Genomic DNA, 24,751 nt, shown 5'->3' with positions numbered 1-24,751 from the left:
AGAAAAGGGACGTCTTAGGACGTCCTTTTTGTTTTTGTATAGCTCATTAATTTATTTTCTTTTCAAATACTGTCATTAATGATAATTGAAATGCCAATCATTTTCATTTAAACTTACTGTACGTAATTTATGCAGGTAAATGATCATGTATGTATGCCTTTGTGAAGCAATCACTGATAAACAAATCAGGAATGTGGCGCGTAAATATCACGTCACCTCGTTGAAAGGGCTACGTCAAATTTTACCAGTAGGGCGCGAGTGCGGAAAATGTATCCGACAAACGCGCGAGATTTTACAGGAAGAACTTCAGCATCTTGAAGAGCAATGTATTGAACACGTTGCATAACCCTTTCACATACCCCTCTATTGTTTTGTTAAAATTCGCCACGCAGATAACTGTGTAAATATTATTCATGCCATCAATTTCAGTACTACACTTATAGGACTGGAAGCGATGGAGGGTAAAAATGAAAGGCGATAAAAAAATGATAGCCCACTTAAATAAATTGCTGGGCAATGAACTTGTTGCAATTAATCAATATTTTCTACATGCCCGGATGTTTAAAAATTGGGGGCTAACTAAACTCAATGAAATGGAATATCACGAGTCGATTGATGAAATGAAACACGCGGATAAGTACATTGAGCGCATTTTATTTCTCGAAGGTATTCCGAATCTACAAGATCTCGGTAAGCTGAATATTGGTGAAGATGTCGAAGAGATGCTTGCTTCAGATCTGAAATTAGAACTTGATGGCGCCAAAAATTTAAAAGAAGCCATTAGTTATGCGGATTCAATTCATGATTATGTTAGTCGAGACTTAATGATAGAGATTCTTGCAGATGAAGAAAATCACATAGATTGGATTGAAACTCAGCTTGAATTGATCAAACGTTTAGGTATTCAAAACTATCTTCAGGCACAAGTTATCGAAGAATAGCTTTGCATGATTGGCGAAAACGTAATTAGGCCCAGTGATGGGCCTTTTTTATATCTGCTAAATTTGCACATCAGAAAATTCGCACATATTTTCCCCGATTGCTTGCGTTTCGCAATAAATTACGTATAATGCGCGGGCTTACTGATGAGTAAGCCCTAAATTTTAGGACTGAAATCTCAGTATTGAGTCAACGATTTGTTGCTCATTTAGACAATACTCCCGATATGGGGGTTACATCAAGAACGATTACACTCCCCTATCAATCGAAATGGGTGCGAGGAGTAATCATTTACGTTTATAAAATAGTTGGAGCTCTGGTCTCATGCAGAACCAAAGAATCCGTATCCGCCTGAAAGCTTTTGATCATCGTTTAATCGATCAATCAACTGCGGAAATCGTAGAGACTGCTAAGCGCACTGGTGCGCAAGTACGTGGTCCTATCCCGCTGCCGACACGTAAAGAGCGTTTTACCGTTCTGATCTCTCCGCACGTTAACAAAGACGCGCGTGATCAGTACGAAATTCGCACTCACAAACGTCTGGTTGACATCGTTGAGCCAACCGAGAAGACCGTTGATGCTCTGATGCGTCTGGATCTGGCTGCCGGCGTTGACGTGCAGATCAGCCTGGGTTAATCAGGTCGTCGAACGATTGAGAGGTTGAAACAATGATTGGTTTAGTCGGTAAGAAAGTGGGTATGACTCGTATCTTCACTGAAGATGGCGTTTCCATCCCTGTAACTGTTATCGAAATTGAAAATAACCGCGTTACTCAGGTTAAAACTGCAGAAACTGACGGTTACAATGCAATTCAGGTTACTACTGGTAGCAAAAAAGCTAACCGTGTAACTAAGCCTGAAGCAGGTCATTTCGCTAAAGCTGGCGTTGAAGCTGGCCGCATTCTGCGTGAATTCCGTACTGAAGAAGGTACTGAGTTTAACGTAGGTCAAAGCATTAGCGTTGAAATTTTCGCTGACGTTAAAAAAGTCGACGTTACTGGTACATCTAAAGGTAAAGGTTTTGCCGGCACAGTTAAGCGCTGGAATTTCCGTACTCAAGATGCTACTCACGGTAACTCCTTGTCTCACCGTGTTCCGGGTTCTATCGGTCAGAACCAGACTCCGGGCAAAGTGTTCAAAGGCAAGAAAATGGCAGGCCAACTGGGTAATGAACGTGTAACTGTTCAAAGCTTAGATGTAGTACGTGTTGACGCTGAGCGCAACCTGCTGCTGGTCAAAGGTGCTGTTCCAGGAGCAACTGGTAGCAACCTGATCGTAAAACCGGCTGTCAAGGCTTAACGTCGAGGAGATAGGAATGGAATTGGTAATGAAAGACGCGCAAAGCGCGCTGACTGTTTCCGAAACTACCTTCGGGCGTGATTTCAATGAAGCGCTTGTTCACCAAGTAGTTGTTGCGTATGCAGCTGGTGCTCGTCAAGGTACTCGTGCTCAGAAAACTCGTGCTGAAGTTTCTGGTTCTGGTAAAAAACCATGGCGTCAAAAAGGCACAGGCCGTGCACGTTCTGGTTCAATCAAGAGCCCAATCTGGCGCTCTGGTGGTGTTAGCTTCGCAGCTAAACCACAGGACCACAGTCAAAAAGTTAATAAGAAGATGTACCGTGGTGCTCTGAAAAGCATCCTGTCTGAATTGGTACGTCAAGATCGTCTGATCGTTGTCGAACAGTTCTCTGTAGAAGCACCTAAAACTAAGCTGCTGGCACAGAAACTGAAAGATATGGCTCTGCAAGATGTTCTGATCATCACTGCTGAATTAGATGAAAATCTGTTCTTAGCAGCACGTAACCTGTACAAGGTTGACGTTCGTGATGCAGCAGGTATCGACCCAGTTAGCCTGATTGCTTTCGACAAAGTGGTTATGACTGCTGATGCTGTGAAGCAAGTTGAGGAGATGCTGGCATGATCCGTGAAGAACGTCTGCTACAAGTACTGCGCGCGCCGCACGTATCTGAAAAAGCTTCTACAGCGATGGAAAAAAGCAACACCATCGTTCTCAAAGTTGCAAAAGACGCAACTAAAGCAGAAATCAAAGCTGCTGTACAGAAACTGTTTGAAGTTGAAGTTGAAGGTGTTAACACTTTGCTGGTAAAAGGCAAAACTAAACGCCACGGTCAGCGTTCTGGTCGTCGTAGTGACTGGAAAAAAGCTTACGTTACGCTGAAAGAAGGCCAGAATCTGGACTTCGTTAGCGGCGCAGAGTAAGTCGGAGGAGTAAAGAACAATGGCAGTTGTTAAATGTAAACCTACGTCTCCGGGCCGTCGCCACGTTGTTAAAGTGGTTAACCCTGAGCTGCATAAGGGTAAGCCTTATGCTCCGCTGTTAGAAAAAAACAGCAAATCCGGTGGTCGTAACAACAATGGCCGTATCACTACCCGTCATATCGGTGGTGGCCATAAGCAGCATTATCGTTTAGTTGACTTCAAACGCAACAAAGACGGTATCCCTGCAGTTGTTGAACGTTTGGAATATGATCCAAACCGTTCTGCGAACATTGCACTGGTACTATATAAAGACGGTGAACGTCGTTATATTCTTGCACCAAAAGGCCTGAAAGCTGGTGACCAGATTCAATCTGGCGTTGATTCAGCTATCAAAGCTGGTAACGCACTGCCAATGCGCAACATCCCTGTTGGTTCTACAGTTCATAACATCGAACTGAAACCAGGTAAAGGTGGTCAGTTAGCGCGTTCAGCAGGTACTTACGCTCAAATCGTTGCTCGTGATGGTGCTTATGTCACCCTGCGTCTGCGTTCTGGTGAAATGCGTAAAGTTTTAGCTGATTGCCGTGCAACCTTAGGTGAAGTTGGTAACGCTGAACACATGTTACGAGTTCTTGGTAAAGCTGGTGCTAGCCGCTGGCGTGGTATTCGTCCTACCGTTCGCGGTACTGCGATGAACCCAGTTGACCATCCACATGGTGGTGGTGAAGGCCGTAACTTTGGTAAACACCCAGTAACACCATGGGGCGTTCAAACCAAAGGTAAGAAAACTCGTAGTAACAAGCGTACTGATCAATTCATCGTACGTCATCGTTCTAAAAAATAATTAGAGGATAAGCCATGCCACGTTCTCTCAAGAAAGGTCCTTTTATTGACCTGCACTTGCTGAAGAAGGTAGAGAAAGCGGTGGAAAGCGGAGACAAGAAGCCTCTCAAGACTTGGTCCCGTCGTTCAACGATCTTTCCTAATATGATCGGATTGACCATCGCTGTCCATAATGGTCGTCAGCATGTTCCAGTATTCGTAACCGACGAAATGGTTGGTCACAAACTGGGTGAATTCGCACCGACTCGCACTTATCGCGGCCACGCGGCAGATAAGAAAGCTAAGAAACGTTAAGGATAGGAGGAAGAGATGGAAACTTTAGCTATGCATCGCCACGCTCGTTCTTCTGCCCAGAAGGTTCGCTTAGTAGCCGACCTGATTCGCGGTAAGAAAGTGTCGCAAGCTCTGGAAATTCTGACCTACACCAACAAGAAAGCTGCTGGTTTAGTGAAGAAAGTACTGGAATCTGCTATTGCTAACGCAGAGCAAAACGATGGCGCTGACATTGATGATCTGAAAGTTGCGAAAATTTTCGTAGACGAAGGTCCAACTATGAAACGCATCATGCCGCGTGCGAAAGGCCGTGCAGATCGTATTCTTAAGCGCACCAGCCACATTACTGTGGTTGTGTCCGATCGCTGAGACTCTGGAGACTAGCAATGGGTCAGAAAGTACATCCTAATGGTATTCGCCTGGGTATTGTCAAACCTTGGAACTCTACTTGGTATGCGAATACTAATGAATTCGCTGACAACCTAGACAGCGACTTTAAAGTACGCCAGTACTTGAATAAAGAATTGGCAAAAGCGTCAATTTCACGCATCGTAATCGAGCGTCCTGCTAAAAGCATCCGTGTGACTATTCACACTGCTCGCCCAGGTATCGTTATCGGTAAGAAAGGTGAAGACGTTGAAAAACTGCGTAAAACAGTAGCGGATATCGCTGGTGTTCCTGCGCAAATCAATATCGCCGAAGTTCGTAAACCAGAACTGGACGCTAAATTAGTTGCTGACAGCATCTCTTCACAGCTGGAACGTCGTGTTATGTTCCGTCGTGCTATGAAGCGTGCAGTACAGAACGCAATGCGTCTGGGCGCTAAAGGTATCAAAGTTGAAGTCAGTGGCCGTTTAGGCGGTGCTGAAATCGCTCGTACCGAGTGGTATCGTGAAGGCCGTGTGCCACTGCACACATTACGTGCTGACATCGATTACAACACTTCAGAAGCGCACACCACTTATGGTGTTCTCGGCGTTAAGGTATGGATCTTCAAAGGTGAGATTCTGGGTGGTATGGCTGCAGTTGAACAAGCTGAGAAACCAGCTGCTCAACCTAAAAAGCAGCAGCGTAAAGGCCGCAAGTAAGGAGCGTCGCTATGTTACAACCAAAGCGTACAAAATTCCGTAAGGTGCACAAAGGCCGCAACCGTGGTCTGGCGCAAGGTACGGATGTTAGCTTCGGCACTTTCGGTCTTAAAGCTGTTGGCCGTGGTCGTCTGACTGCACGTCAGATCGAAGCGGCACGTCGTGCTATGACCCGTGCTGTTAAGCGTCAAGGTAAAATCTGGATTCGTGTATTCCCAGACAAGCCAATCACTGAAAAGCCACTCGAAGTTCGTATGGGTAAAGGTAAAGGTAACGTAGAATATTGGGTTGCCTTAATTCAGCCTGGTAAAGTCCTGTATGAAATGGACGGTGTGCCTGAAGAGCTGGCTCGTGAAGCATTCTCTCTGGCAGCAGCGAAACTGCCTATCAAAACCACCTTTGTAACTAAGACGGTGATGTAATGAAAGCACAAGAGCTGCGCGAAAAAAGCGTAGAAGAGCTGAACGCTGAACTTTTAAACCTGTTACGTGAGCAATTTAACTTACGTATGCAGGCTGCGAGTGGTCAGCTGCAACAGTCTCATCTAATGAAACAAGTGCGTCGTGATATCGCACGCGTGAAGACTTTACTGACTGAGAAGGCAGGTGCGTAATGAACGATAAAATCCGTACTCTGCAAGGTCGTGTAGTTAGTGACAAAATGGAGAAATCTATTGTTGTTGCTATCGAGCGTATGGTGAAACACCCTCTGTATGGTAAATTCATCCGTCGTACGACTAAATTGCACGTACATGACGAGAACAATGAATGTGGAATTGGTGACGTGGTAGAAATCCGCGAAACTCGTCCACTGTCTAAGACTAAGTCTTGGGCCTTAGTTCGCGTTGTAGAAAAAGCTGTTCTGTAATAGAATAGATTTTTCGTGATGAATAAACGGCTCTTTTTGATCGAGCCGTTTATTTTTTCCTGTCCAACACGAAGATGTGGTGTTATAATGCCGCGCCCTCGTAGTATGGGTATATTTGAACGGCCTCTTCATAATGAGGTGGCTCAGTAGTAGTTGACATTTAGCGGAGCACTAAAATGATCCAAGAACAGACTATGCTGAACGTGGCCGACAACTCCGGTGCACGTCGCGTAATGTGTATCAAGGTTCTAGGTGGCTCGCACCGTCGCTATGCACATGTAGGCGACATCATTAAAATTACTGTTAAGGAAGCAATTCCACGCGGTAAAGTTAAAAAGGGTGATGTCCTGAAAGCGGTAGTGGTGCGCACCAAGAAGGGTGTACGTCGCCCTGACGGTTCTGTCATTCGCTTCGATGGTAATGCTTGTGTGTTATTAAACAATAACAGTGAGCAAGTAATCGGTACGCGTATTTTTGGGCCGGTAACTCGTGAACTTCGTAATGAGAAGTTTATGAAAATTATCTCTCTGGCACCTGAAGTACTCTAAGGAGCGAACTATGGCAGCGAAAATCCGTCGTGATGACGAAGTTATCGTGCTAACTGGGAAAGACAAAGGTAAGCGCGGTAAAGTAAAGCAGGTTATTTCTTCTAGTAAAGTTATCGTTGAAGGTATCAATCTGGTTAAAAAACATCAGAAGCCAGTTCCGGCTCTGAACCAACCAGGTGGCATCGTTGAAAAAGAAGCGGCTATTCAAGTTTCTAACGTTGCAATCTTTAACGCGGCAACTGGCAAGGCTGACCGTGTAGGCTTTAGATTCGAAGACGGCAAAAAAGTCCGTTTCTTCAAATCTAACAGTGAAACTATCAAGTAATTTTTGGAGTATACGATGGCGAAACTGCATGATTACTATAAAGACGAAGTAGTTAATAAACTCATGACTGAGTTTAACTACACTTCTGTCATGCAAGTCCCTCGGGTCGAGAAGATCACCCTGAATATGGGTGTTGGTGAAGCGATCGCTGATAAAAAACTGCTGGATAATGCAGCAGCTGACTTAACAGCAATCTCTGGTCAAAAACCATTGATCACCAAAGCACGCAAATCTGTTGCAGGCTTCAAAATCCGTCAGGGCTATCCAATCGGCTGTAAAGTAACTCTGCGTGGCGAACGCATGTGGGAGTTCCTTGAGCGTCTGATTTCTATTGCTGTACCACGTATTCGTGACTTCCGTGGCTTGTCCGCTAAGTCTTTCGATGGTCGCGGTAACTACAGCATGGGTGTACGTGAACAAATCATCTTCCCTGAAATCGATTACGATAAAGTGGATCGTGTACGTGGTTTAGATATTACTATCACCACTACTGCGAAATCTGATGATGAAGGTCGCGCACTGTTAGCAGCGTTCAACTTCCCGTTCCGCAAGTAAGGCAGGTTACTCATGGCTAAGAAATCTATGAAAGCGCGTGATGTTAAGCGTGCTAAATTAGCTGAGAAATTCTTCGCAAAACGCGTAGAACTGAAAGCTATCATCTCTGATGTTAAAGCATCTGATGAAGATCGCTGGGACGCTGTTCTCAAGCTGCAAACACTGCCACGTGATTCAAGTCCTTCTCGTCAGCGTAACCGCTGCCGTCAAACTGGGCGTCCGCATGGTTTCCTGCGGAAATTTGGTCTGAGCCGTATTAAAGTCCGTGAAGCCGCTATGCGCGGTGAAATCCCGGGCCTTAAAAAGGCTAGTTGGTAATTGTCACCATATTGAATCACGGGAGTAAAGACAGATGAGCATGCAAGATCCCATCGCGGATATGCTGACCCGTATCCGTAACGGTCAGGCCGCGAATAAAGTTGCGGTCACCATGCCTTCCTCCAAGCTGAAAGTGGCGATTGCCAAAGTGCTGAAGGAAGAAGGTTATATTGAAGATTTTAAAATTGAAGGCGACATCAAGCCAGAATTGGAACTGACTTTGCGTTATTTCCAAGGTAAGGCTGTCGTAGAAAGCATCCAGCGTGTAAGCCGCCCAAGTCTGCGCATCTATAAGAAAAAAGATGAGCTGCCACAAGTTATGGCTGGCTTAGGTATCGCTGTTGTTTCTACCTCTAAAGGTGTCATGACTGATCGTGCAGCTCGCCAAGCTGGTCTTGGTGGCGAGATTCTCTGCTACGTAGCTTAATTCGGGAGGAAAGAATGTCTCGTGTGGCAAAAGCACCCGTCGTCATTCCTGCCGGCGTAGAGGTAAAACTCAACGGTCAGGTTATTTCGATCAAGGGTAAAAACGGCGAGCTTACTCGTACTATCCATAATGCAGTTGAAGTTAAACATGAAGATGGCCACTTAACTTTCGCTCCGCGCGAAGGTTTTGCTGATGCATGGGCACAAGCGGGTACTTCTCGCTCACTGCTGAATGCGATGGTTATCGGTGTTACCGAAGGCTTCACCAAAAAACTTCAACTGGTCGGTGTTGGTTACCGTGCAGCAATCAAAGGCAATGCAGTAAGCTTGTCTTTAGGTTTCTCGCATCCGGTTGAACACGCACTGCCAGCAGGCATTACTGCTGAATGTCCAACACAAACTGAAATCGTACTGAAAGGTGCGGACAAGCAAGTGATTGGTCAAGTAGCGGCAGAATTGCGTGCTTACCGTCGTCCTGAGCCTTATAAAGGTAAAGGTGTTCGTTACGCCGATGAAATCGTGCGTACTAAAGAGGCTAAGAAGAAGTAAGGTAACACTATGGATAAGAAAGCAGCTCGTATCCGTCGTGCGACCCGCGCACGCCGCAAGATCCAAGAGTTGGGTGCGACTCGCCTGGTGGTACATCGTACTCCACGCCATATTTATGCGCAGGTTATTGCACCTAACGGTTCTGAAACATTGGTTGCCGCTTCTACTACAGAAAAAGCTATCAATGAGCAAGTGAAATTCACTGGAAACAAAGATGCAGCAGCAGCAGTTGGTAAATTAATTGCTGAGCGTGCACTGGAAAAAGGCATCACTGTTGTTGCTTTTGACCGTTCTGGTTTCCAATATCATGGTAGAGTCCAGGCACTGGCAGATGCTGCCCGTGAAGCTGGCCTTCAGTTCTAAGGTAGAGGTGTAAGATGTCTCACATCGAAAAACAAGCTGGCGAACTGCAGGAAAAGCTGATCGCGGTAAACCGCGTAGCTAAAACCGTTAAAGGTGGCCGTATTTTCAGCTTTACCGCACTGACTGTAGTTGGTGATGGTAACGGTCGCGTTGGTTTTGGTTACGGCAAAGCGCGCGAAGTTCCGGCAGCAATCCAGAAAGCGATGGAAAAAGCCCGTCGCAGTATGAAAACCGTTGCTCTAAACAACGGCACATTATTCCACCCAGTGAAAGGTACACACACCGGTTCTCGCGTGTTTATGCAACCTGCTCACGAAGGTACCGGTATTATTGCCGGTGGTGCAATGCGTGCTGTTTTAGAGGTAGCTGGAGTTCGCAACGTACTGGCTAAAACCTATGGTTCCACTAACCCAATCAACGTGGTTCGTGCAACACTGGATGCTTTAGACAGCATGAAGTCTCCAGAAATGGTCGCAGCTAAGCGTGGAAAATCCGTCGAAGAAATTCTGGGGTAATCAGCCATGGCTAAGACTATTAAAATTACACAAGTTCGCAGTTCAATCGGTCGTCTGCCGAAACACAAGGCAACACTGGTCGGTTTAGGTCTGCGTCGCATTGGTCATACAGTAGAGCGCGAGGATACTCCTGCTGTTCGTGGTATGATCAACTTGGTTTCCTACATGGTTAAAGTTGAGGAGTAAGAGATGCGTTTAAATACTCTGTCTCCGGCTGAAGGTGCCAAGCACGCGCCTAAACGCGTAGGTCGTGGTATCGGTTCTGGTCTGGGTAAAACCGGCGGCCGTGGTCACAAAGGTCAGAAGTCTCGTTCTGGCGGTGGCGTACGTCGTGGTTTCGAAGGTGGCCAGATGCCTTTATACCGTCGTTTACCGAAATTCGGTTTCACTTCACGTAAAGCAATGATCACTGCGGAAATCCGTCTGTCTGATTTTGCTTCTGTTGAAGGCGATGTTATTGATCTGAACGCACTGAAAGCCGCGAACGTTATTGACATCCAGATTGAATACGCAAAAGTTATTCTGTCTGGCGAAGTGAATCGTGCAGTTACTGTACGTGGCCTTCGTGTTACTAAAGGTGCTCGCGCTGCAATCGAAGCTGCCGGCGGTAAAATTGAGGAATAAGTGACAGATGGCTAAACAACCAGGATTAGATTTCCAAAGTGCCAAAGGTGGAGCTGGCGAACTAAAACGCAGACTTTTGTTTGTTATTGGGGCGCTAATTGTTTTCCGAATTGGTTCTTTTATTCCAATCCCTGGTATTGATGCCACTGTGCTTGCCAAATTGCTCGAACAGCAACAAGGCACCATCATTGAAATGTTTAACATGTTCTCTGGTGGTGCTCTTAGCCGTGCTTCTATCTTTGCTCTGGGTATCATGCCGTATATTTCGGCATCGATCATTGTCCAGTTATTATCTGTGGTTAACCCACGATTAGCAGAGATCAAGAAGGAAGGAGAAGCAGGTCGTCGGAAGATAAGCCAATATACTCGCTGGGGTACTCTGGTATTAGCAATATTCCAATCTATTGGTATTGCAATGGGTCTACCGAATATGCCAGGGATGCAGGGATTAGTTCTTGATCCAGGCCTCCCATTCTACTTCACGGCAGTTGTTAGCTTAGTCACAGGGACTATGTTCCTTATGTGGTTAGGTGAGCAGATAACTGAAAGAGGTATCGGTAACGGTATTTCAATTATTATCTTCGCTGGTATTGTTGCGGGTCTCCCGCCGGCTATTGGCCATACTATCGAGCAAGCTCGGCAAGGCGATCTGCACTTCCTCCTGTTGCTGTTGGTTGCGGTATTAGTATTCGCGGTAACTTTCTTTGTAGTGTTTATGGAACGTGGTCAACGTCGTATCGTCGTAAACTACGCTAAACGCCAACAAGGACGCCGTGTCTACGCTGCACAAAGTACACATTTACCGTTAAAAGTGAATATGGCGGGTGTAATTCCTGCAATTTTTGCTTCCAGTATCATACTATTCCCGGGTACAATAGCGTCTTGGTTTGGTGATGGAACTGGTTGGGACTGGCTGACTACAGTATCTATGTACTTACAGCCTGGACAACCGTTATATGTGTTGCTTTATGCCTCTGCGATCATCTTCTTCTGTTTCTTCTATACTGCGTTGGTTTTCAACCCAAGAGAAACAGCAGATAACCTGAAGAAGTCCGGTGCATTTGTACCAGGAATTCGTCCGGGAGAGCAAACGGCCAAGTACATCGATAAGGTAATGACACGATTAACATTAGTCGGTGCTCTTTATATTACCTTTATCTGCCTAATCCCGGAGTTCATGCGTGACGCAATGAAAGTACCTTTTTACTTTGGTGGTACTTCCCTCTTAATCGTGGTTGTCGTTATCATGGACTTTATGGCTCAAGTGCAAACTCTGATGATGTCAAGTCAGTATGAGTCTGCATTGAAGAAAGCAAATCTAAAAGGTAAATAATCACGCGAGTGATTATGGTTTGCTTAGAAGTTACGGAGAGTAAAAATGAAAGTTCGTGCTTCCGTCAAGAAATTATGCCGTAACTGCAAAATTATTCGTCGCAATGGTAGCGTTCGTGTGATTTGCAGTGTTGAGCCAAGACATAAACAACGTCAAGGCTAAGAAAAAGCATTTTTTTCTTGCAAAGTTGGGTTGAGCTGGCTAAATTAGCCAGCCAATCTTTTTTATCTAAGATACATTATTGTTTGAGTATCCTGAAAACGGGCTTTTCAGCACAGTAATGTATATTTTAACTTAGGAGTGCATAGTGGCCCGTATAGCAGGCATTAACATTCCTGATCATAAACATACCGTAATCGCTTTAACATCGATTTTCGGCATCGGCAAAACTCGTTCACAGGCTATCTGTGAAGCAACTGGTATTGCTGAAAATGTTAAGATCAGTGAGCTGTCTGAAGAACAAATCGACAAGCTGCGTGACGAAGTTGCTAAATATGTTGTAGAAGGTGACTTACGCCGTGAAATTACCCTGAGCATCAAGCGTCTTATGGACCTTGGATGTTACCGTGGTTTACGTCATCGTCGTGGTCTTCCTGTGCGCGGACAGCGTACTAAGACTAACGCTCGTACCCGTAAGGGTCCGCGTAAGCCGATCAAGAAATAAGTCGGGGTATTGAATAATGGCAAAGGCACCAGTTCGTGCACGTAAGCGTGTAAGAAAACAAGTCTCAGACGGTGTGGCTCATATCCATGCTTCTTTCAACAACACAATCGTTACCATTACTGACCGTCAGGGTAACGCATTAGGTTGGGCAACTGCCGGTGGTTCCGGTTTCCGTGGTTCTCGCAAATCCACTCCGTTCGCAGCACAAGTTGCGGCAGAGCGTTGCGCAGAAGCTGTGAAAGAATACGGAATCAAAAACCTGGAAGTTATGGTTAAGGGACCGGGTCCGGGTCGCGAATCAACAATTCGTGCTCTGAACGCCGCTGGTTTCCGCATCACTAATATTACTGATGTGACTCCTATCCCTCATAACGGTTGTCGCCCACCGAAAAAACGTCGCGTTTAATACGTTTCGTTTTTTTTAGGACTGTTGGAGAAAGAAAATGGCTAGATATTTGGGTCCTAAGCTCAAGCTGAGCCGTCGCGAAGGAACAGACCTCTTCCTGAAGTCTGGTGTTCGCGCGATTGACACCAAGTGTAAATTAGAACAGGCACCTGGCCAGCACGGTGCGCGTAAACCGCGTCTGTCTGACTATGGTGTTCAGTTACGTGAAAAACAAAAAGTTCGTCGTATTTACGGTGTTCTGGAACGTCAATTCCGTAACTATTATAAAGAAGCAACTCGCCTGAAAGGCAACACAGGTGAAAACCTGCTGACCCTGCTGGAAGGTCGTTTAGATAACGTCGTTTACCGTATGGGCTTTGGCGCAACTCGCGCAGAAGCACGTCAAATGGTTAGCCATAAAGCTATCATGGTAAATGGTCGTGTAGTTAATATCGCTTCTTATCAGGTTTCCCCGAATGACGTTATCAGCGTTCGTGAGAAAGCTAAAAAACAGTCTCGTATCAAGGCTGCTTTAGAGCTGGCTGAACAGCGTGAGAAGCCAACTTGGCTGGAAGTTGATGCTGCTAAAATGGAAGGTGTGTTCAAACGTATTCCTGAACGTACTGACTTGTCTGCGGACATTAACGAACACCTGATCGTCGAGCTTTACTCCAAGTAAAGCTTAGCACCAAAGAGAGGACACAATGCAGGGTTCTGTGACAGAGTTTCTAAAACCGCGCCTGGTAGATATCGAGCAAGTGAGTTCGACGCACGCTAAGGTGACCCTTGAGCCTTTAGAGCGCGGCTTTGGCCACACTCTAGGTAACGCACTGCGCCGTATTCTGCTTTCGTCTATGCCGGGTTGTGCGGTGACAGAGGTTGAGATTGATGGTGTACTGCATGAGTACAGCACCAAAGAAGGTGTACAGGAAGATATCCTGGAGATTCTCCTCAACCTGAAAGGGCTGGCGGTAAAAGTTCAGGGGAAAGATGAAGTTATTTTAACCTTGAATAAATCTGGCATTGGCCCTGTGACTGCAGCCGACATCATCCATGATGGTGATGTCGAAATCGTCAAGCCACAGCATGTGATCTGCCACCTCACTGACGAAAGCGCATCTGTAAATATGCGTATTAAAGTTCAGCGTGGTCGTGGTTATGTGCCGGCTTCTGCCCGAGTTCATTCGGAAGAAGATGAGCGCCCAATCGGTCGTCTGTTAGTCGATGCTTGCTATAGCCCTGTAGAGCGTATTGCCTACAATGTTGAAGCAGCTCGTGTTGAACAGCGTACTGACTTGGATAAGTTAGTAATCGAAATGGAAACTAATGGTACAATCGATCCTGAAGAGGCGATTCGCCGTGCAGCTACCATTCTGGCTGAACAACTTGAAGCTTTTGTTGACCTACGTGATGTACGTCAGCCAGAAGTTAAAGAAGAGAAACCAGAATTCGATCCTATCTTACTGCGCCCAGTTGACGATCTGGAATTGACTGTCCGCTCTGCTAACTGCCTCAAAGCAGAAGCTATCCACTACATCGGTGATCTGGTACAGCGTACAGAAGTTGAGTTGCTCAAAACTCCGAACCTTGGTAAGAAATCTCTTACTGAAATTAAGGACGTCTTGGCATCTCGTGGTCTTTCTCTGGGCATGCGCTTAGAAAATTGGCCACCAGCAAGTATTGCTGATGATTAGGATCACAGGTTAAGGTTTTACTGAGAAGGATAAGGTCATGCGCCATCGTAAGAGTGGTCGTCAATTGAACCGCAACAGCAGCCACCGCCAAGCTATGTTCCGTAACATGGCAGGTTCTTTAGTTCGTCATGAAATCATCAAGACGACTCTGCCTAAAGCGAAAGAACTGCGTCGCGTCGTTGAGCCGCTGATTACTCTTGCCAAGACCGACAGCGTAGCTAATCGTCGTCTGGCATTCGCACGTACTCGTGATAACGAGATCGTTGCAAAATTATTTAATGAACTGGGACCTCGTTTCGCAGCTCGCGCAGGTGGTTACACTCGTATTCTTAAGTGTGGCTTCCGCGCAGGCGACAACGCTCCGATGGCTTACATCGAGCTTGTTGACCGTGCTGTTGAGTCTCAAGAAGCAGCTGCAGAGTAATCTGTAATTGCTTTCAAGAAAACCGGGTGTATTGCCCGGTTTTTTTGTACCTGCTATTCTTACCCTCCAAATTAATTCTTTTCCATCCTTGAATTTTTATTTTCTATCCATACTTATAGGCATAAGAAAATGAGCATGTATAAGATTGGTCAAATAGCTAAATTGGCAGATGTAACACCAGATACAATCCGTTTTTATGAAAAGCAGGGTTTGATGGGGCACAAAACGAGAACTGAAGGTGGCTACCGGTTGTTTACGGAGCAAGATTTACAGCGCCTACGTTTTATCCGTTATGCTAAGCAGCTAGGGTTTACACTTGAAGCGATAACTGAGCTATTGTCGATCCGAGTTGATCCCGAACACCATACTTGTCAGGAATCAAAGAATATTGTTGATATCAGGCTGATTGAAGTGGAAAAGAAGATCCAAGAGCTGATCATTATGAGAGACTCACTGAAGACCTTGAGTTCAGCATGTTGTGGTGATGAGCATGCATCGACATATTGTTCTATCATGGAGATCCTAGAAAAAGGCGCATCAAAAATTTATTAATTTAAAACTGATAATGAAGGTAGATTATGAATAAGTATCAGCATAAGCGTGGTGAGATTAAAGATAATGCCATTGAGGCACTGTTACATGACCCACTATTTCGCCAGAGAGTTGAGAAGAATAAGAAAGGTAAAGGAAGCTATACAAGAAAAGGAAAAGCAAATAAGGCAGGTAACTGGGAGGCCAGTGGTAATCGGTTAATAAACTGATTACCACTGGCCTTTTAGTTATTTTTTATTCTGTTCTTTCAGTAAGTCACGAATTTCAGATAGTAAAACTTCTTCTGTAGATGGAGCAGCAGGTTCTGCTGGTGCAGCCTCTTCTTTTTCACGACGAACTTTGTTCATTACCTTGATTGCCATAAAAATAGCAAATGCGACAATAACAAAATCAAAAACTGTTTGGATAAACATCCCATAATTCATCACTACGGCAGGTACACTCCCTTCCGCTTCTCGAAGTACAAGGCTGAATTGTTTAAAATCTACGCCACCAATGATTAATCCTAATGGTGGCATGATCACATCGGCAACTAATGAAGAAACAATTTTACCAAATGCAGCACCAATAATAATACCGACAGCCATATCCACAACGTTGCCTTTCATGGCAAATTCGCGGAACTCTTTTAAAAAACTCATGTACGACCCCTTCCCTTTATTTATTAACTAAATGACTAAACGTGTGGAACCACGTAACAAAATTATAGTATCTAGAATTATTAACCTGCAAATTTTTACTATTTATTTTAGATAATTATAAAAATAACGGACTTGGCTGGAACAGCTTTTCTACATCCGGAACATATTTTTTATCGGTAATAAACATAATGACATGGTCACCTTGCTCGATAATATGGTAATCACTAGCAATAATGACTTCTTCCTCTCTTACGATGGCACCAATAATTGTCCCTGGAGGAAGCTTAATTTCTGATATTTTCTTACCAACCACTTTTGATGTGTTTTCATCACCGTGGGCGATCGCTTCAATAGCCTCTGCAACTCCTCGGCGCAATGATGAAACACTGACAATATCCGCCTTTCTGACATGACCAAGTAAAGCTGAAATGGTTGCTTGCTGTGGAGATACGGCAATATCAATAACACCACCTTGAACTAATTCAACATAGGCAGAGCGTTGAATTAATACCATGGCTTTTTTAGCGCCCATTTTTTTCGCAAGCATAGCGGACATGATATTTGCTTCATCATCATTGGTAAGCGCAATAAAAACATCCATTTGTTCAATGTGTTCTTCAGTTAGTAACTCTTGATCTGAGGCATCACCATAAAAAACAATCGTATCATGGAGCAATTCAGCTAATTCAGTTGCTCTTTCCTGATTACGTTCAATCAGTTTAACGCTATAGTCTTTTTCCAATCGCTTAGCTAAGCCAGCACCTACGTTGCCACCACCAACAATCATTAAACGCTTGTAGGGTTTTTCTAATCGCTGGAGCTCACTCATTACCGCTCTAATATGTTGAGTGGAGGCAACGAAGAAAACTTCATCACCCGCTTCAATAATGGTGGAACCTTGAGGGCGAATCGGTCTATCTTGACGGAATATCGCGACAACGCGAGTATCAATGTGTGGCATGTGCTCACGTAAGCTAGACAATGCATTACCTACTAGAGAACCCCCATAGTAGGCTTTTACAGCAACAATGCTTACTTTACCTTCGGCAAAATTAACGACCTGTAGAGCCCCCGGATATTGTATAAGTTTATAGATATATTCAATAACCAGCTGTTCCGGTGATATCAGATAATCAATAGGGATTTGTTCTGCCAAAAAAAGCTTGTCAGCTTCGCGGATATATTCGGTTGCACGAATACGTGCGATTTTATTCGGCGTATTAAATAGGCTATAAGCAATTTGACAAGCAACCATGTTGGTCTCATCTGAGTTAGTTACCGCAACTAACATATCCGCATCTTCAGCTCCAGCATCTCTAAGAACTCGGGGATGGGATCCATGCCCATTAACTACGCGCAGATCAAACTGATCCTGTAGCTGACGCAAGCGATCGGCATTGGTATCAACAACGGTAATATCGTTATTTTCATCCACTAAGTTTTCAGCGAGTGTCCCACCGACTTGCCCTGCACCTAGAATAATGATCTTCATAGCATCTTCCTATCTCAGAGTCTTTGTTAAATATTACTGTACGTGCTTGAGTAAGCGGGCGTAAAAGAAACCATCACCCCCTGTTATGCTTGGTAATATTTGTAAGCCTAATTCTGTACCATCATTCATACTTGCATCAGTATGTTTAGAAAGGAAATGCTGAATCTGCTGGCTATTTTCTTCAGGCATGATGGAGCATGTGGCATACACTAATGTGCCGCCAGGTTTTAAGTATGGCCATACAGCCTCTAAGATTTGAGCCTGTAACTGAGATAGCTCTTGAATATCTGAATCGCGCCTTAGCCATTTAATATCAGGGTGGCGTCTAATAACTCCCGTTGCAGAGCATGGAGCATCAAGCAAAATACGATCAAATTGTTGACCTTTCGCCCATTCTTCAGGTTTGGTACCATCCCCTTGAATAACAATAGCTTGTTGCTTCAATCTTTGCAGATTTTCTTTCACTCGCTTGAGCCGTGACTCATCAATATCTACGGCGAGAACATGGGCTTTAGGGGCAAGTTCTAAAATATGTGTTGTTTTCCCGCCCGGTGCTGCACATAAGTCGAGAATATTTTCGCCATTAGCTGGAGAGAGTAGTTCAGCGCAACCTTGTGCAGAGACGTCTTGCACTGTTGACCAGCCATCTTCAAAACCGGGTAAGCGGGTAACAGGAGTCGCTTCTTCTAAACGAATTGCACTTGGATGTGATGGGTGCAAGTATGCTGTAATTTCTGCTTGTTCGAGTAACTCTAAATATTGTGCGGCTGTATGATGTTGGGAGTTAACTCTCAACCACATAGGTGGACGCTGATTATTGGCATCAACAATATTTTCCCAGCTATCAGGGTAGGCGGCTTGAATGCGTTTTAATAACCAACTAGGATGTAAATATTGGCTATTATTATTTGTGTTACGTTCTTCTAATTGAACTTGCTGACGTTGGAAAGAGCGTAGTACCCCATTTATTAGGCCTTTCAACTGTGGGCGCTTTAATGCAACTGCACCATCCACGGTTTCTGCTAAAGCCGCATGTGCAGGGATGCGAGTATAGAGTAATTGATAAAGCCCAACCATGATGAGGTAATGCAAAGTTCTTTGCTTGCCTGTTAGCTGTTTTTCCATTAGCTGACTAATAAACCATTCGAGCTTTGGTAGATAACGTAAAACTCCGAAGCAAATCTCCTGCAGTAGCGCTTTATCTTTATCATTAATATTACGTTGTAGATCAGGTAAAACGGTACTTAATGATTGCCCGTTATCTAATACTTGACTAATGGCGGTCGCTGCGATACTACGCAAATTATATTTGTTTTTCATAATTGAAAGAGAGTCTATTAGTTACTTAAGTAGCATTACCGAATTTTGCATTTTTAGGTAATGCTACCAATATATTAGTCTAGCAATTGCTCAGGAATGAACCATTCGCGGCGGGAGTTAAGTATATCTTGCGCACTCATCGCTTTTTTGCCTGGTGGTTGTAGCTGAGTAATATTTAATATCCCATTACCAGTTGCAACACTGATGCCTTTTTTATCGGCACTGATGATAGTACCTGGGCGCTGATTATGTTCTTGAGCGATGGCTTCAGCTTGCCATACTTTGATTAATTGCTCTTGAACCATGAAATAACTCATTGGCCAAGGATTAAAGGCTCGAATACAGCGCTCAATGTGTTCAGCTGGTAGCTGCCAATTAATTCGCGCTTCATCTTTAGATAATTTTTCAGCGTAATTAGCGAGAGAATCATCTTGTTTCTCTGGGATACAATGACCTGAAGAGAGTAAATTTACTGTATGAATAAGTGCTTTAGGCCCTGTAATCGCCAGTTTTTCATATAAAGTTGCACTGGTATCTTCAGCAGTAATCGGACAAATAGCTTTATATAGCATATCTCCGGTATCAAGGCCGGCATCCATTTGCATGATAGTGACACCAGTTTCGTGGTCGCCAGCCCAAATGGATCGTTGGATTGGAGCTGCGCCTCGCCAACGTGGTAACAACGAACCATGAACATTCAAACAGCCTAAACGGGGGATATCCAAAACTGCTTGCGGTAGGAGCAAACCATAAGCAACGACAATCATCAGATCAGCATTTTGATCTTTGATCCACTGTTGATTGTCTGGATCACGTAAAGTAACAGGCTGGAAAACTGGTATTCCGTGTTCTTCCGCAAGGATCTTCACAGGGCTCGCTGTTAGCTTTTTGCCTCTACCTGCAGGTTTATCGTGACGAGTTAATACACCAACAATATTATGATTGGTTTCTAACAATGCGGCCAAATGCTTAGCTGCGAAATCAGGCGTACCTGCAAAAATAATTCTTAATGGTTCTGACACGATCCTTTCCCATTTATAGTAATAAAGATTAACTTCTTATCAACTCAACGACTTTTAGCTTCTTTAGCTCTCAGTCTATCGAGTTTTTCTACTTTCTGACGAATACGTTGACGCTTCAAAGGTGATAAGTAATCAACGAACAATTTTCCAACTAAATGGTCCATTTCATGTTGGATGCAGATAGCAAGTAGGCCATCAGCTTCAAGTTCAAATGATGTACCGTTATAATCAAGGGCACGAACTTTCACTTTCTCCGCTCTTGGTACAAATCCTAGCTGTTCAGGGATAGATAGGCAGCCTTCTTCTATACCAGTTTCGCCTTCTTTATTAAGCAGCTCAGGATTGATAAGTACAAGGCGTTCATTACGTGATTCAGAAACGTCAATAACGATGATGCGCTGGTGGATATCCACTTGCGTTGCTGCGAGTCCAATACCTTCTTCGTCATACATCGTATCGAACATATCATCAATAATACGCTGGATAGATGCATCAACTTTTTCAACTGGTTTTGCAACGGTGCGAAGGCGCTCGTCTGGATAATGTAACACGTTTAAGACTGACATAAATTTTTCGAGTAGTTTCCAAAATTTGAAAGGTAATTACTGTCTATTCTAGACATTTATCAGTCATATTGACAGTATTGGTTATGATTTGTTCGTTTCTAAATGTGCTAACTTACTGTCAGGAAGACAAAATGAATGAACAGGAAATATGGCTAAGACTTTCGCAAGTTAGCCGAGTTGGAATAAAAATAGCGCCAAAGATAGTATCTCAATTAAAACAAGTGGATAAAGTAAATCATACAGTCTTAAAAGCTTGTGGGCTGAATGAAATGCAACGATTGCAATTCCTTAATGTCTCTTTAAGGCGAATTGAATCAACGTTGAAATGGCTAGAAAATACAGAAAATCAATTGATTACATTTTTAGATGTGCAATATCCTTTTTTATTAAAGCAGATATATAACCCGCCATTATTACTTTTTGTGTCGGGACGAAGTGAATTATTATCTGAAAAGCAAATTGCTATTATAGGAAGTCGGCAAGTTACCGAGTATGGTAAGAAATGGACAGAAGCATTTGTTCGAAAATTTATAGATTACAAATTGACAATCACCAGTGGTTTGGCTCTCGGTATTGATGGTATTAGCCATAAAACAGCGATAGATAATCAAGGGAAAACAGTCGCTGTACTAGGAAGTGGGCTTTCCTATATTTATCCGAAACAACACTTTGATTTAGCAGAAAGAATTAGGTCTGAAGGTGTATTAGTTTCAGAGTATTTTCCTGATGCTCCCCCATTACCAAAACAGTTCCCTCGAAGAAACCGTATCATTAGTGGGCTAAGTAAAGCAGTATTGGTTATCGAAGCGGGTATGAAAAGTGGATCGTTGATTACAGCCCGATATGCAATTGAACAAAATCGGGATCTATTTACACTGCCGGCACCATTAGGTAACTCCGCATTTAGCGGTAATCACTGGTTGATACAACAAGGGGCATATCTGCTGGTAGAACCCGAAGACATATTATTGCATCTAGAATGTTCACCAAATTGGATACAACCAGAATTGGAGATTGAAACCTCTGCACAGACAGAGTTAAATCTGACAGAAAGTCGGATTTTAGGTATGGTAGGGTACCAATCGACCCCTGCAGATATCATCGCTACTGAATTACAGTTACCTATCACGCAAGTGATTTCAGCCTTAACTGAATTAGAGATTAATGGCGCAATTATATCAGTGGCTGGTGGATATATCAGAGTAAACTAGTCATTGAAAAAAGAGTGGATTAAACAAAAACATGTCTAAGCAATTGCCTTTTGATACAGATAAAAATGAGTACTGTCCTGAATGTAACTCTTTGCTCGTTATCCGTAACGGAGCTCATGGGCCTTTTTTAGCATGTTCTGGTTACCCTCAATGTCATTATATTAAGCCATTAAGAGCTGTTGCAGAGACTCACATTGTCAAAGTATTGGAAGGTCAAAGCTGTCCTAAATGCGGGTATGATTTGGTATTAAAACAAGGGCGTTTTGGGATGTTTATCGGTTGTAGCCACTATCCTGAATGTGAACATACAGAGCTCATTGATAAACCGGATGAAACTAAGGTTCCTTGTCCTCAATGCCAAACAGGCAATTTGCTACAAAGAAAATCCCGTTTTGGTAAAACTTTTTATGCTTGCGATAATTATCCTAACTGTCAGTTTATCCTGAATAATAAGCCTGTAGTGGGAAAATGTCAGTCTTGTGAATACCCATTACTTATGGAAAAAAAGGTTGGACAGGGAGTAAGATTGTTCTGTGCCAGCAAACGCTGCGGTAAGTTACAAGAAGAATCATGAGTTAAAACTATGCAAAATCAATCTACACCTGCAATTAAAAATATTATTGAAGCACTGAAACAACAACAAGTTATCGCTTATCCCACTGAAGCTGTTTTTGGCTTAGGGTGTGACCCTGATAGTGAGGTTGCGGTAAATAAATTACTTGAATTGAAACAGCGCCCTTGGGAAAAAGGGTTAATTTTGATCGCTGATAATTATGAGCAACTCAAAAATTATATCGATGACAGCAAACTTAATGAGCAACAGCGTCAAGCGATGTTTGCTACGTGGCCAGGACCTGTCACTTGGGTAATTCCTGCAAAGAAAACAACACCAAAATGGTTAACGGGTCAATTTGATACTTTAGCTGTTCGTGTCACAAACCATGAGTTAGTGAAAGAGCTTTGCAGTGAATATGGCAAACCAATCGTATCAACGAGTGCAAATTTGAGTGGATTGGAACCATGTCGAACCACAGAAGAAGTGATTGCACAGTTTAAAGAAACGATCCCCGTTCTTGATGGGGCTGTTGGTGGAAGATTAAATCCATCAGAAATTCGAGATGCTTTGACTGGGCAATTATATCGTAAAGGATAATGATTAATGGGAATGTTTGCAGTTTTTGGTAACCCGATTCAACACAGTAAATCACCGTCAATACATCAAATGTTTGCCAAGCAGACAGGCATTGATCTTGAATACCAGAAAATACTTTCTCCTGTAGAAGATTTTGAAGCCTATTTATCAGATTTCTTCGAAAAAGGCGGGCAGGGTGCAAACATTACATTGCCGTTTAAAGAAAGAGCCTTTCAATACGTATCAGAGTTGACAGAAAGAGCCCAAACCTGTGGTGCCGTAAATACGATTAGAAAACTCGATAATCACCGTTTGTTGGGTGACAATACGGATGGTGCTGGATTGTTGCTTGATCTACAGCGCCTTGGATTTGTGTCACCCACAAGCAAAATATTGGTTATTGGAGCTGGTGGTGCAACTCGTGGCGCTCTATTACCTCTACTTGAGTACGGCTGCGATATTACATTGACTAACAGAACCTTTATAAAAGCAGAATCTTTAGCTCACCAGTTTTCGGCTCTTGGGAAAATACAGAGTAGACCAATGGAGCAGCTCATTTCAGCAGAGTTTGATCTAATCATTAATGGTACTTCTTCTGGAGTGACTGGCGAGATCCCTAAAATCAATCCTGAACTATTTTCCCAACAGACCGCATGCTATGACATGTTTTATCAACGAGGTTTAACACCGTTTTTGTCATTTGCTAAGCAGTATAAAGTGAATAAGCTAGCGGATGGCTTAGGTATGCTGGTTGGGCAAGCAGCATTTGCTTTTAAACTTTGGCATGGGGTGATTCCAGAGATAGAACCAGTATTAAAAGAGTTAAAAAAGGAACTTGAATAATGAATCAGGCGATTCAATTTCCAGATAGGGAAGTGTGGGATCCCGCTATTAATAAGATACGTTTCCCTGTTTTAGTCAATGGGCTACTTTCAGAGTGTGTTGTCTCACAAACACTACTTATTAGGCGCTATGGGCAGAATGAAACTCCACTGGCACTTTTTCAACATTATCGTTGGGATATAGAAGAGGAGTTCGAGGCCTTGATTGAACAAGGACTCGATAATGAAAATGGCTTCTATGAGTTGTTGGACGATAAATAATTATTTTTCCACTCAACATAGTTATTAGCTGAATAACGTAAATGGTTAAGTTCAGCTTCGGTGAGTTTTCGAATCGCTTTGGCTGGGCTTCCCATATATAAGTAGCCAGACTCTAGTTTTTTTCCTTGAGTGACGAGGCTATTAGCGCCGATCACTACATCATCTTCAATAATAGCCCCATCGATTACGATAGATCCCATACCGACAAGAACTCGATTACCGATCGTGCATCCATGCAGCATGGCTTTATGCCCAACAGTGACATCTTCCCCAATGATTAACGGATTTCCATCAGGATTGCTGGTGGACTTATGGGTGACATGTAGAATTGAACCATCCTGAATATTTGTACGTGCACCTATAGAGATATAATTCACATCACCACGTAGTACTGATAGTGGCCAGATACTTACATCTTCGGCTAAGCGAACATCTCCAATGACGACAGAAGATGGATCAATAAAAACAGTAGCAGCGACAGAAGGGAAGGTTTTTAAATAAGGTCTTAAAGATGTATTCATATTCGTAGCCATAAAACGTAGATGGATATAAAGGTAACTATAAAGAAGCTCTTAATTAAGAATCAAATAATTAAGAGAGGGCAGTAAGAATAGAATTATACGGCAAAACAGCTGTTTTTATAACCATAATGATAGTAAAAAAAGCATAATGATGAAATTATCTGCAAACGATATTTTTTTTAAAAAAAAAGGTTGTGTAATTTTCCGAGCTCCCTATAATGCGCATCCGTTGTCACGAT

43 protein-coding genes are annotated in these 24,751 nt (G+C 43.5%); 37 read left to right on the top strand and 6 right to left on the bottom strand.

What is annotated here, in order from left to right; translation table 11 throughout:
- Window positions 1–145 precede the first annotated feature (145 nt).
- The 32 genes from bfd to PR799_RS17400 all read left to right on the top strand — a co-directional run bounded on the left by bfd (window position 146) and on the right by PR799_RS17400 (window position 15,713).
- Window positions 146–346 carry a bacterioferritin-associated ferredoxin gene (gene bfd / locus PR799_RS17555; RefSeq protein WP_036955919.1) on the top strand — a complete coding sequence of 67 codons (201 nt, stop codon included), beginning with the start codon at window positions 146–148 and terminating at the stop codon, window positions 344–346.
- Between the two features lie 121 nt (window positions 347–467).
- Window positions 468–941 (top strand): bacterioferritin, encoded by a 474-nt coding sequence (bfr, locus tag PR799_RS17550; protein ID WP_036955915.1) that lies wholly within the window; start codon window positions 468–470, stop codon window positions 939–941.
- Window positions 942–1,263: 322 nt separating this feature from the next.
- Window positions 1,264–1,575 (top strand): 30S ribosomal protein S10, encoded by a 312-nt coding sequence (rpsJ, locus tag PR799_RS17545; RefSeq protein ID WP_001181005.1) that lies wholly within the window; start codon window positions 1,264–1,266, stop codon window positions 1,573–1,575.
- 32 nt (window positions 1,576–1,607) lie between these two features.
- Window positions 1,608–2,237, top strand: coding sequence for a 50S ribosomal protein L3 (rplC, locus tag PR799_RS17540; protein WP_036955911.1), 630 nt, complete (start codon window positions 1,608–1,610; stop codon window positions 2,235–2,237).
- Between the two features lie 16 nt (window positions 2,238–2,253).
- Window positions 2,254–2,859, top strand: coding sequence for a 50S ribosomal protein L4 (gene rplD / locus PR799_RS17535; RefSeq protein ID WP_036955909.1), 606 nt, complete (start codon window positions 2,254–2,256; stop codon window positions 2,857–2,859).
- Complete coding sequence (gene rplW / locus PR799_RS17530; protein WP_006657015.1) at window positions 2,856–3,158, top strand: 50S ribosomal protein L23; 303 nt, start codon at window positions 2,856–2,858, stop codon at window positions 3,156–3,158. The genes rplD and rplW overlap by 4 nt, the downstream gene beginning before the upstream one ends.
- 19 nt (window positions 3,159–3,177) lie before the next feature.
- Window positions 3,178–4,002: a 50S ribosomal protein L2 gene (gene rplB, locus PR799_RS17525; protein WP_006657016.1), complete on the top strand. Its 825-nt coding sequence runs from the start codon at window positions 3,178–3,180 to the stop codon at window positions 4,000–4,002.
- Window positions 4,003–4,016: 14 nt separating this feature from the next.
- Window positions 4,017–4,295, top strand: a complete 279-nt coding sequence (gene rpsS / locus PR799_RS17520; RefSeq protein WP_004265426.1) for a 30S ribosomal protein S19 — start codon at window positions 4,017–4,019, stop codon at window positions 4,293–4,295.
- Window positions 4,296–4,310: 15 nt separating this feature from the next.
- A complete protein-coding gene (gene rplV, locus PR799_RS17515) occupies window positions 4,311–4,643 on the top strand; it encodes a 50S ribosomal protein L22 (RefSeq protein ID WP_004265430.1) in 333 nt (110 codons plus the stop codon).
- 17 nt (window positions 4,644–4,660) lie between these two features.
- Complete coding sequence (gene rpsC, locus PR799_RS17510) at window positions 4,661–5,362, top strand: 30S ribosomal protein S3 (RefSeq protein ID WP_004907131.1); 702 nt, start codon at window positions 4,661–4,663, stop codon at window positions 5,360–5,362.
- A gap of 11 nt (window positions 5,363–5,373) precedes the next feature.
- The gene (gene rplP / locus PR799_RS17505; RefSeq protein ID WP_004926449.1) at window positions 5,374–5,784 is read left to right on the top strand and encodes a 50S ribosomal protein L16; all 411 of its coding nucleotides are present in this window, start codon (window positions 5,374–5,376) and stop codon (window positions 5,782–5,784) included.
- A complete protein-coding gene (gene rpmC / locus PR799_RS17500) occupies window positions 5,784–5,975 on the top strand; it encodes a 50S ribosomal protein L29 (RefSeq protein WP_006657017.1) in 192 nt (63 codons plus the stop codon). Before rplP ends, rpmC begins: the two co-directional genes overlap by 1 nt.
- The gene (gene rpsQ / locus PR799_RS17495) at window positions 5,975–6,229 is read left to right on the top strand and encodes a 30S ribosomal protein S17 (protein ID WP_006657018.1); all 255 of its coding nucleotides are present in this window, start codon (window positions 5,975–5,977) and stop codon (window positions 6,227–6,229) included. The genes rpmC and rpsQ overlap by 1 nt, the downstream gene beginning before the upstream one ends.
- A gap of 176 nt (window positions 6,230–6,405) precedes the next feature.
- On the top strand, window positions 6,406–6,777 hold the full coding sequence (gene rplN, locus PR799_RS17490) for a 50S ribosomal protein L14 (RefSeq protein ID WP_004265449.1): 372 nt from the start codon (window positions 6,406–6,408) through the stop codon (window positions 6,775–6,777).
- 10 nt (window positions 6,778–6,787) lie between these two features.
- Entirely contained in the window at window positions 6,788–7,102 is a 315-nt protein-coding gene (gene rplX / locus PR799_RS17485; RefSeq protein ID WP_004265452.1) for a 50S ribosomal protein L24, read from the top strand.
- Window positions 7,103–7,117: 15 nt separating this feature from the next.
- Window positions 7,118–7,657, top strand: a complete 540-nt coding sequence (rplE, locus tag PR799_RS17480; RefSeq protein ID WP_006657019.1) for a 50S ribosomal protein L5 — start codon at window positions 7,118–7,120, stop codon at window positions 7,655–7,657.
- A 12-nt stretch (window positions 7,658–7,669) separates the two neighbouring features.
- Window positions 7,670–7,975, top strand: a complete 306-nt coding sequence (rpsN, locus tag PR799_RS17475; protein ID WP_004265458.1) for a 30S ribosomal protein S14 — start codon at window positions 7,670–7,672, stop codon at window positions 7,973–7,975.
- Between the two features lie 34 nt (window positions 7,976–8,009).
- Window positions 8,010–8,402, top strand: coding sequence for a 30S ribosomal protein S8 (gene rpsH, locus PR799_RS17470; protein WP_004907134.1), 393 nt, complete (start codon window positions 8,010–8,012; stop codon window positions 8,400–8,402).
- A gap of 14 nt (window positions 8,403–8,416) precedes the next feature.
- Window positions 8,417–8,950 (top strand): 50S ribosomal protein L6, encoded by a 534-nt coding sequence (gene rplF, locus PR799_RS17465; protein ID WP_006657020.1) that lies wholly within the window; start codon window positions 8,417–8,419, stop codon window positions 8,948–8,950.
- A 9-nt stretch (window positions 8,951–8,959) separates the two neighbouring features.
- Window positions 8,960–9,313: a 50S ribosomal protein L18 gene (gene rplR / locus PR799_RS17460; protein WP_006816326.1), complete on the top strand. Its 354-nt coding sequence runs from the start codon at window positions 8,960–8,962 to the stop codon at window positions 9,311–9,313.
- Between the two features lie 14 nt (window positions 9,314–9,327).
- Complete coding sequence (rpsE, locus tag PR799_RS17455) at window positions 9,328–9,828, top strand: 30S ribosomal protein S5 (RefSeq protein ID WP_006657022.1); 501 nt, start codon at window positions 9,328–9,330, stop codon at window positions 9,826–9,828.
- 6 nt (window positions 9,829–9,834) lie between these two features.
- Window positions 9,835–10,014 (top strand): 50S ribosomal protein L30, encoded by a 180-nt coding sequence (gene rpmD / locus PR799_RS17450; RefSeq protein WP_006657023.1) that lies wholly within the window; start codon window positions 9,835–9,837, stop codon window positions 10,012–10,014.
- A 3-nt stretch (window positions 10,015–10,017) separates the two neighbouring features.
- Window positions 10,018–10,452, top strand: coding sequence for a 50S ribosomal protein L15 (gene rplO, locus PR799_RS17445; protein WP_006657024.1), 435 nt, complete (start codon window positions 10,018–10,020; stop codon window positions 10,450–10,452).
- A 7-nt stretch (window positions 10,453–10,459) separates the two neighbouring features.
- Window positions 10,460–11,785 carry a preprotein translocase subunit SecY gene (gene secY / locus PR799_RS17440; protein ID WP_006657025.1) on the top strand — a complete coding sequence of 442 codons (1,326 nt, stop codon included), beginning with the start codon at window positions 10,460–10,462 and terminating at the stop codon, window positions 11,783–11,785.
- A gap of 45 nt (window positions 11,786–11,830) precedes the next feature.
- Window positions 11,831–11,947: a 50S ribosomal protein L36 gene (gene rpmJ / locus PR799_RS17435; protein ID WP_004265484.1), complete on the top strand. Its 117-nt coding sequence runs from the start codon at window positions 11,831–11,833 to the stop codon at window positions 11,945–11,947.
- A gap of 145 nt (window positions 11,948–12,092) precedes the next feature.
- Window positions 12,093–12,449 (top strand): 30S ribosomal protein S13, encoded by a 357-nt coding sequence (gene rpsM / locus PR799_RS17430; protein ID WP_004907144.1) that lies wholly within the window; start codon window positions 12,093–12,095, stop codon window positions 12,447–12,449.
- A 16-nt stretch (window positions 12,450–12,465) separates the two neighbouring features.
- Window positions 12,466–12,855 carry a 30S ribosomal protein S11 gene (gene rpsK, locus PR799_RS17425; RefSeq protein ID WP_004388621.1) on the top strand — a complete coding sequence of 130 codons (390 nt, stop codon included), beginning with the start codon at window positions 12,466–12,468 and terminating at the stop codon, window positions 12,853–12,855.
- 37 nt (window positions 12,856–12,892) lie between these two features.
- Window positions 12,893–13,513, top strand: coding sequence for a 30S ribosomal protein S4 (gene rpsD, locus PR799_RS17420; protein ID WP_004265487.1), 621 nt, complete (start codon window positions 12,893–12,895; stop codon window positions 13,511–13,513).
- A gap of 25 nt (window positions 13,514–13,538) precedes the next feature.
- Entirely contained in the window at window positions 13,539–14,528 is a 990-nt protein-coding gene (locus PR799_RS17415) for a DNA-directed RNA polymerase subunit alpha (RefSeq protein ID WP_036955903.1), read from the top strand.
- A 37-nt stretch (window positions 14,529–14,565) separates the two neighbouring features.
- Window positions 14,566–14,952, top strand: coding sequence for a 50S ribosomal protein L17 (gene rplQ / locus PR799_RS17410; RefSeq protein ID WP_036955900.1), 387 nt, complete (start codon window positions 14,566–14,568; stop codon window positions 14,950–14,952).
- A 135-nt stretch (window positions 14,953–15,087) separates the two neighbouring features.
- A complete protein-coding gene (gene zntR / locus PR799_RS17405; RefSeq protein ID WP_036955922.1) occupies window positions 15,088–15,504 on the top strand; it encodes a Zn(2+)-responsive transcriptional regulator in 417 nt (138 codons plus the stop codon).
- 26 nt (window positions 15,505–15,530) lie between these two features.
- Entirely contained in the window at window positions 15,531–15,713 is a 183-nt protein-coding gene (locus PR799_RS17400; protein WP_442959352.1) for an alternative ribosome-rescue factor A, read from the top strand.
- Window positions 15,714–15,731: 18 nt separating this feature from the next.
- On the opposite strand, the gene mscL is transcribed toward PR799_RS17400, so the two are convergent.
- The 5 genes from mscL to def all read right to left on the bottom strand — a co-directional run bounded on the left by mscL (window position 15,732) and on the right by def (window position 20,545).
- A complete protein-coding gene (gene mscL, locus PR799_RS17395) occupies window positions 15,732–16,145 on the bottom strand; it encodes a large-conductance mechanosensitive channel protein MscL (protein ID WP_036955890.1) in 414 nt (137 codons plus the stop codon).
- Window positions 16,146–16,260: 115 nt separating this feature from the next.
- A complete protein-coding gene (gene trkA, locus PR799_RS17390) occupies window positions 16,261–17,637 on the bottom strand; it encodes a Trk system potassium transporter TrkA (RefSeq protein WP_154626028.1) in 1,377 nt (458 codons plus the stop codon).
- Window positions 17,638–17,670: 33 nt separating this feature from the next.
- Complete coding sequence (rsmB, locus tag PR799_RS17385) at window positions 17,671–18,957, bottom strand: 16S rRNA (cytosine(967)-C(5))-methyltransferase RsmB (RefSeq protein ID WP_272523047.1); 1,287 nt, start codon at window positions 18,955–18,957, stop codon at window positions 17,671–17,673.
- 74 nt (window positions 18,958–19,031) lie between these two features.
- Window positions 19,032–19,979 (bottom strand): methionyl-tRNA formyltransferase, encoded by a 948-nt coding sequence (fmt, locus tag PR799_RS17380; protein ID WP_272523046.1) that lies wholly within the window; start codon window positions 19,977–19,979, stop codon window positions 19,032–19,034.
- 44 nt (window positions 19,980–20,023) lie between these two features.
- Window positions 20,024–20,545 (bottom strand): peptide deformylase, encoded by a 522-nt coding sequence (def, locus tag PR799_RS17375; RefSeq protein WP_154626032.1) that lies wholly within the window; start codon window positions 20,543–20,545, stop codon window positions 20,024–20,026.
- 131 nt (window positions 20,546–20,676) lie between these two features.
- On the opposite strand from def, the gene dprA reads away from it, so the two are divergent.
- The 5 genes from dprA to PR799_RS17350 are packed head-to-tail and all read left to right on the top strand — an operon-like array spanning window position 20,677 to window position 23,991.
- Window positions 20,677–21,756 carry a DNA-processing protein DprA gene (gene dprA, locus PR799_RS17370; RefSeq protein ID WP_154626034.1) on the top strand — a complete coding sequence of 360 codons (1,080 nt, stop codon included), beginning with the start codon at window positions 20,677–20,679 and terminating at the stop codon, window positions 21,754–21,756.
- A gap of 31 nt (window positions 21,757–21,787) precedes the next feature.
- Window positions 21,788–22,330 (top strand): DNA topoisomerase family protein, encoded by a 543-nt coding sequence (locus PR799_RS17365; RefSeq protein WP_154638945.1) that lies wholly within the window; start codon window positions 21,788–21,790, stop codon window positions 22,328–22,330.
- 9 nt (window positions 22,331–22,339) lie between these two features.
- Window positions 22,340–22,909, top strand: a complete 570-nt coding sequence (gene tsaC, locus PR799_RS17360) for an L-threonylcarbamoyladenylate synthase type 1 TsaC (RefSeq protein ID WP_154626038.1) — start codon at window positions 22,340–22,342, stop codon at window positions 22,907–22,909.
- 6 nt (window positions 22,910–22,915) lie between these two features.
- Entirely contained in the window at window positions 22,916–23,731 is an 816-nt protein-coding gene (gene aroE, locus PR799_RS17355; protein WP_154626040.1) for a shikimate dehydrogenase, read from the top strand.
- A complete protein-coding gene (locus PR799_RS17350; RefSeq protein WP_154626042.1) occupies window positions 23,731–23,991 on the top strand; it encodes a DUF1488 domain-containing protein in 261 nt (86 codons plus the stop codon). The genes aroE and PR799_RS17350 overlap by 1 nt, the downstream gene beginning before the upstream one ends.
- Here PR799_RS17350 and PR799_RS17345 read toward each other — a convergent pair.
- Window positions 23,967–24,512 (bottom strand): gamma carbonic anhydrase family protein, encoded by a 546-nt coding sequence (locus tag PR799_RS17345; protein WP_154626044.1) that lies wholly within the window; start codon window positions 24,510–24,512, stop codon window positions 23,967–23,969. The genes PR799_RS17350 and PR799_RS17345 overlap by 25 nt on opposite strands.
- Window positions 24,513–24,751: the final 239 nt, after the last annotated feature.

It is taken from the genome of Providencia sp. PROV202, assembly GCF_028479565.1.
GTDB classification, from domain to species: Bacteria; Pseudomonadota; Gammaproteobacteria; order Enterobacterales; family Enterobacteriaceae; genus Providencia; species Providencia zhijiangensis.
This window is presented reverse-complemented; position numbering and strand designations above follow the sequence as displayed.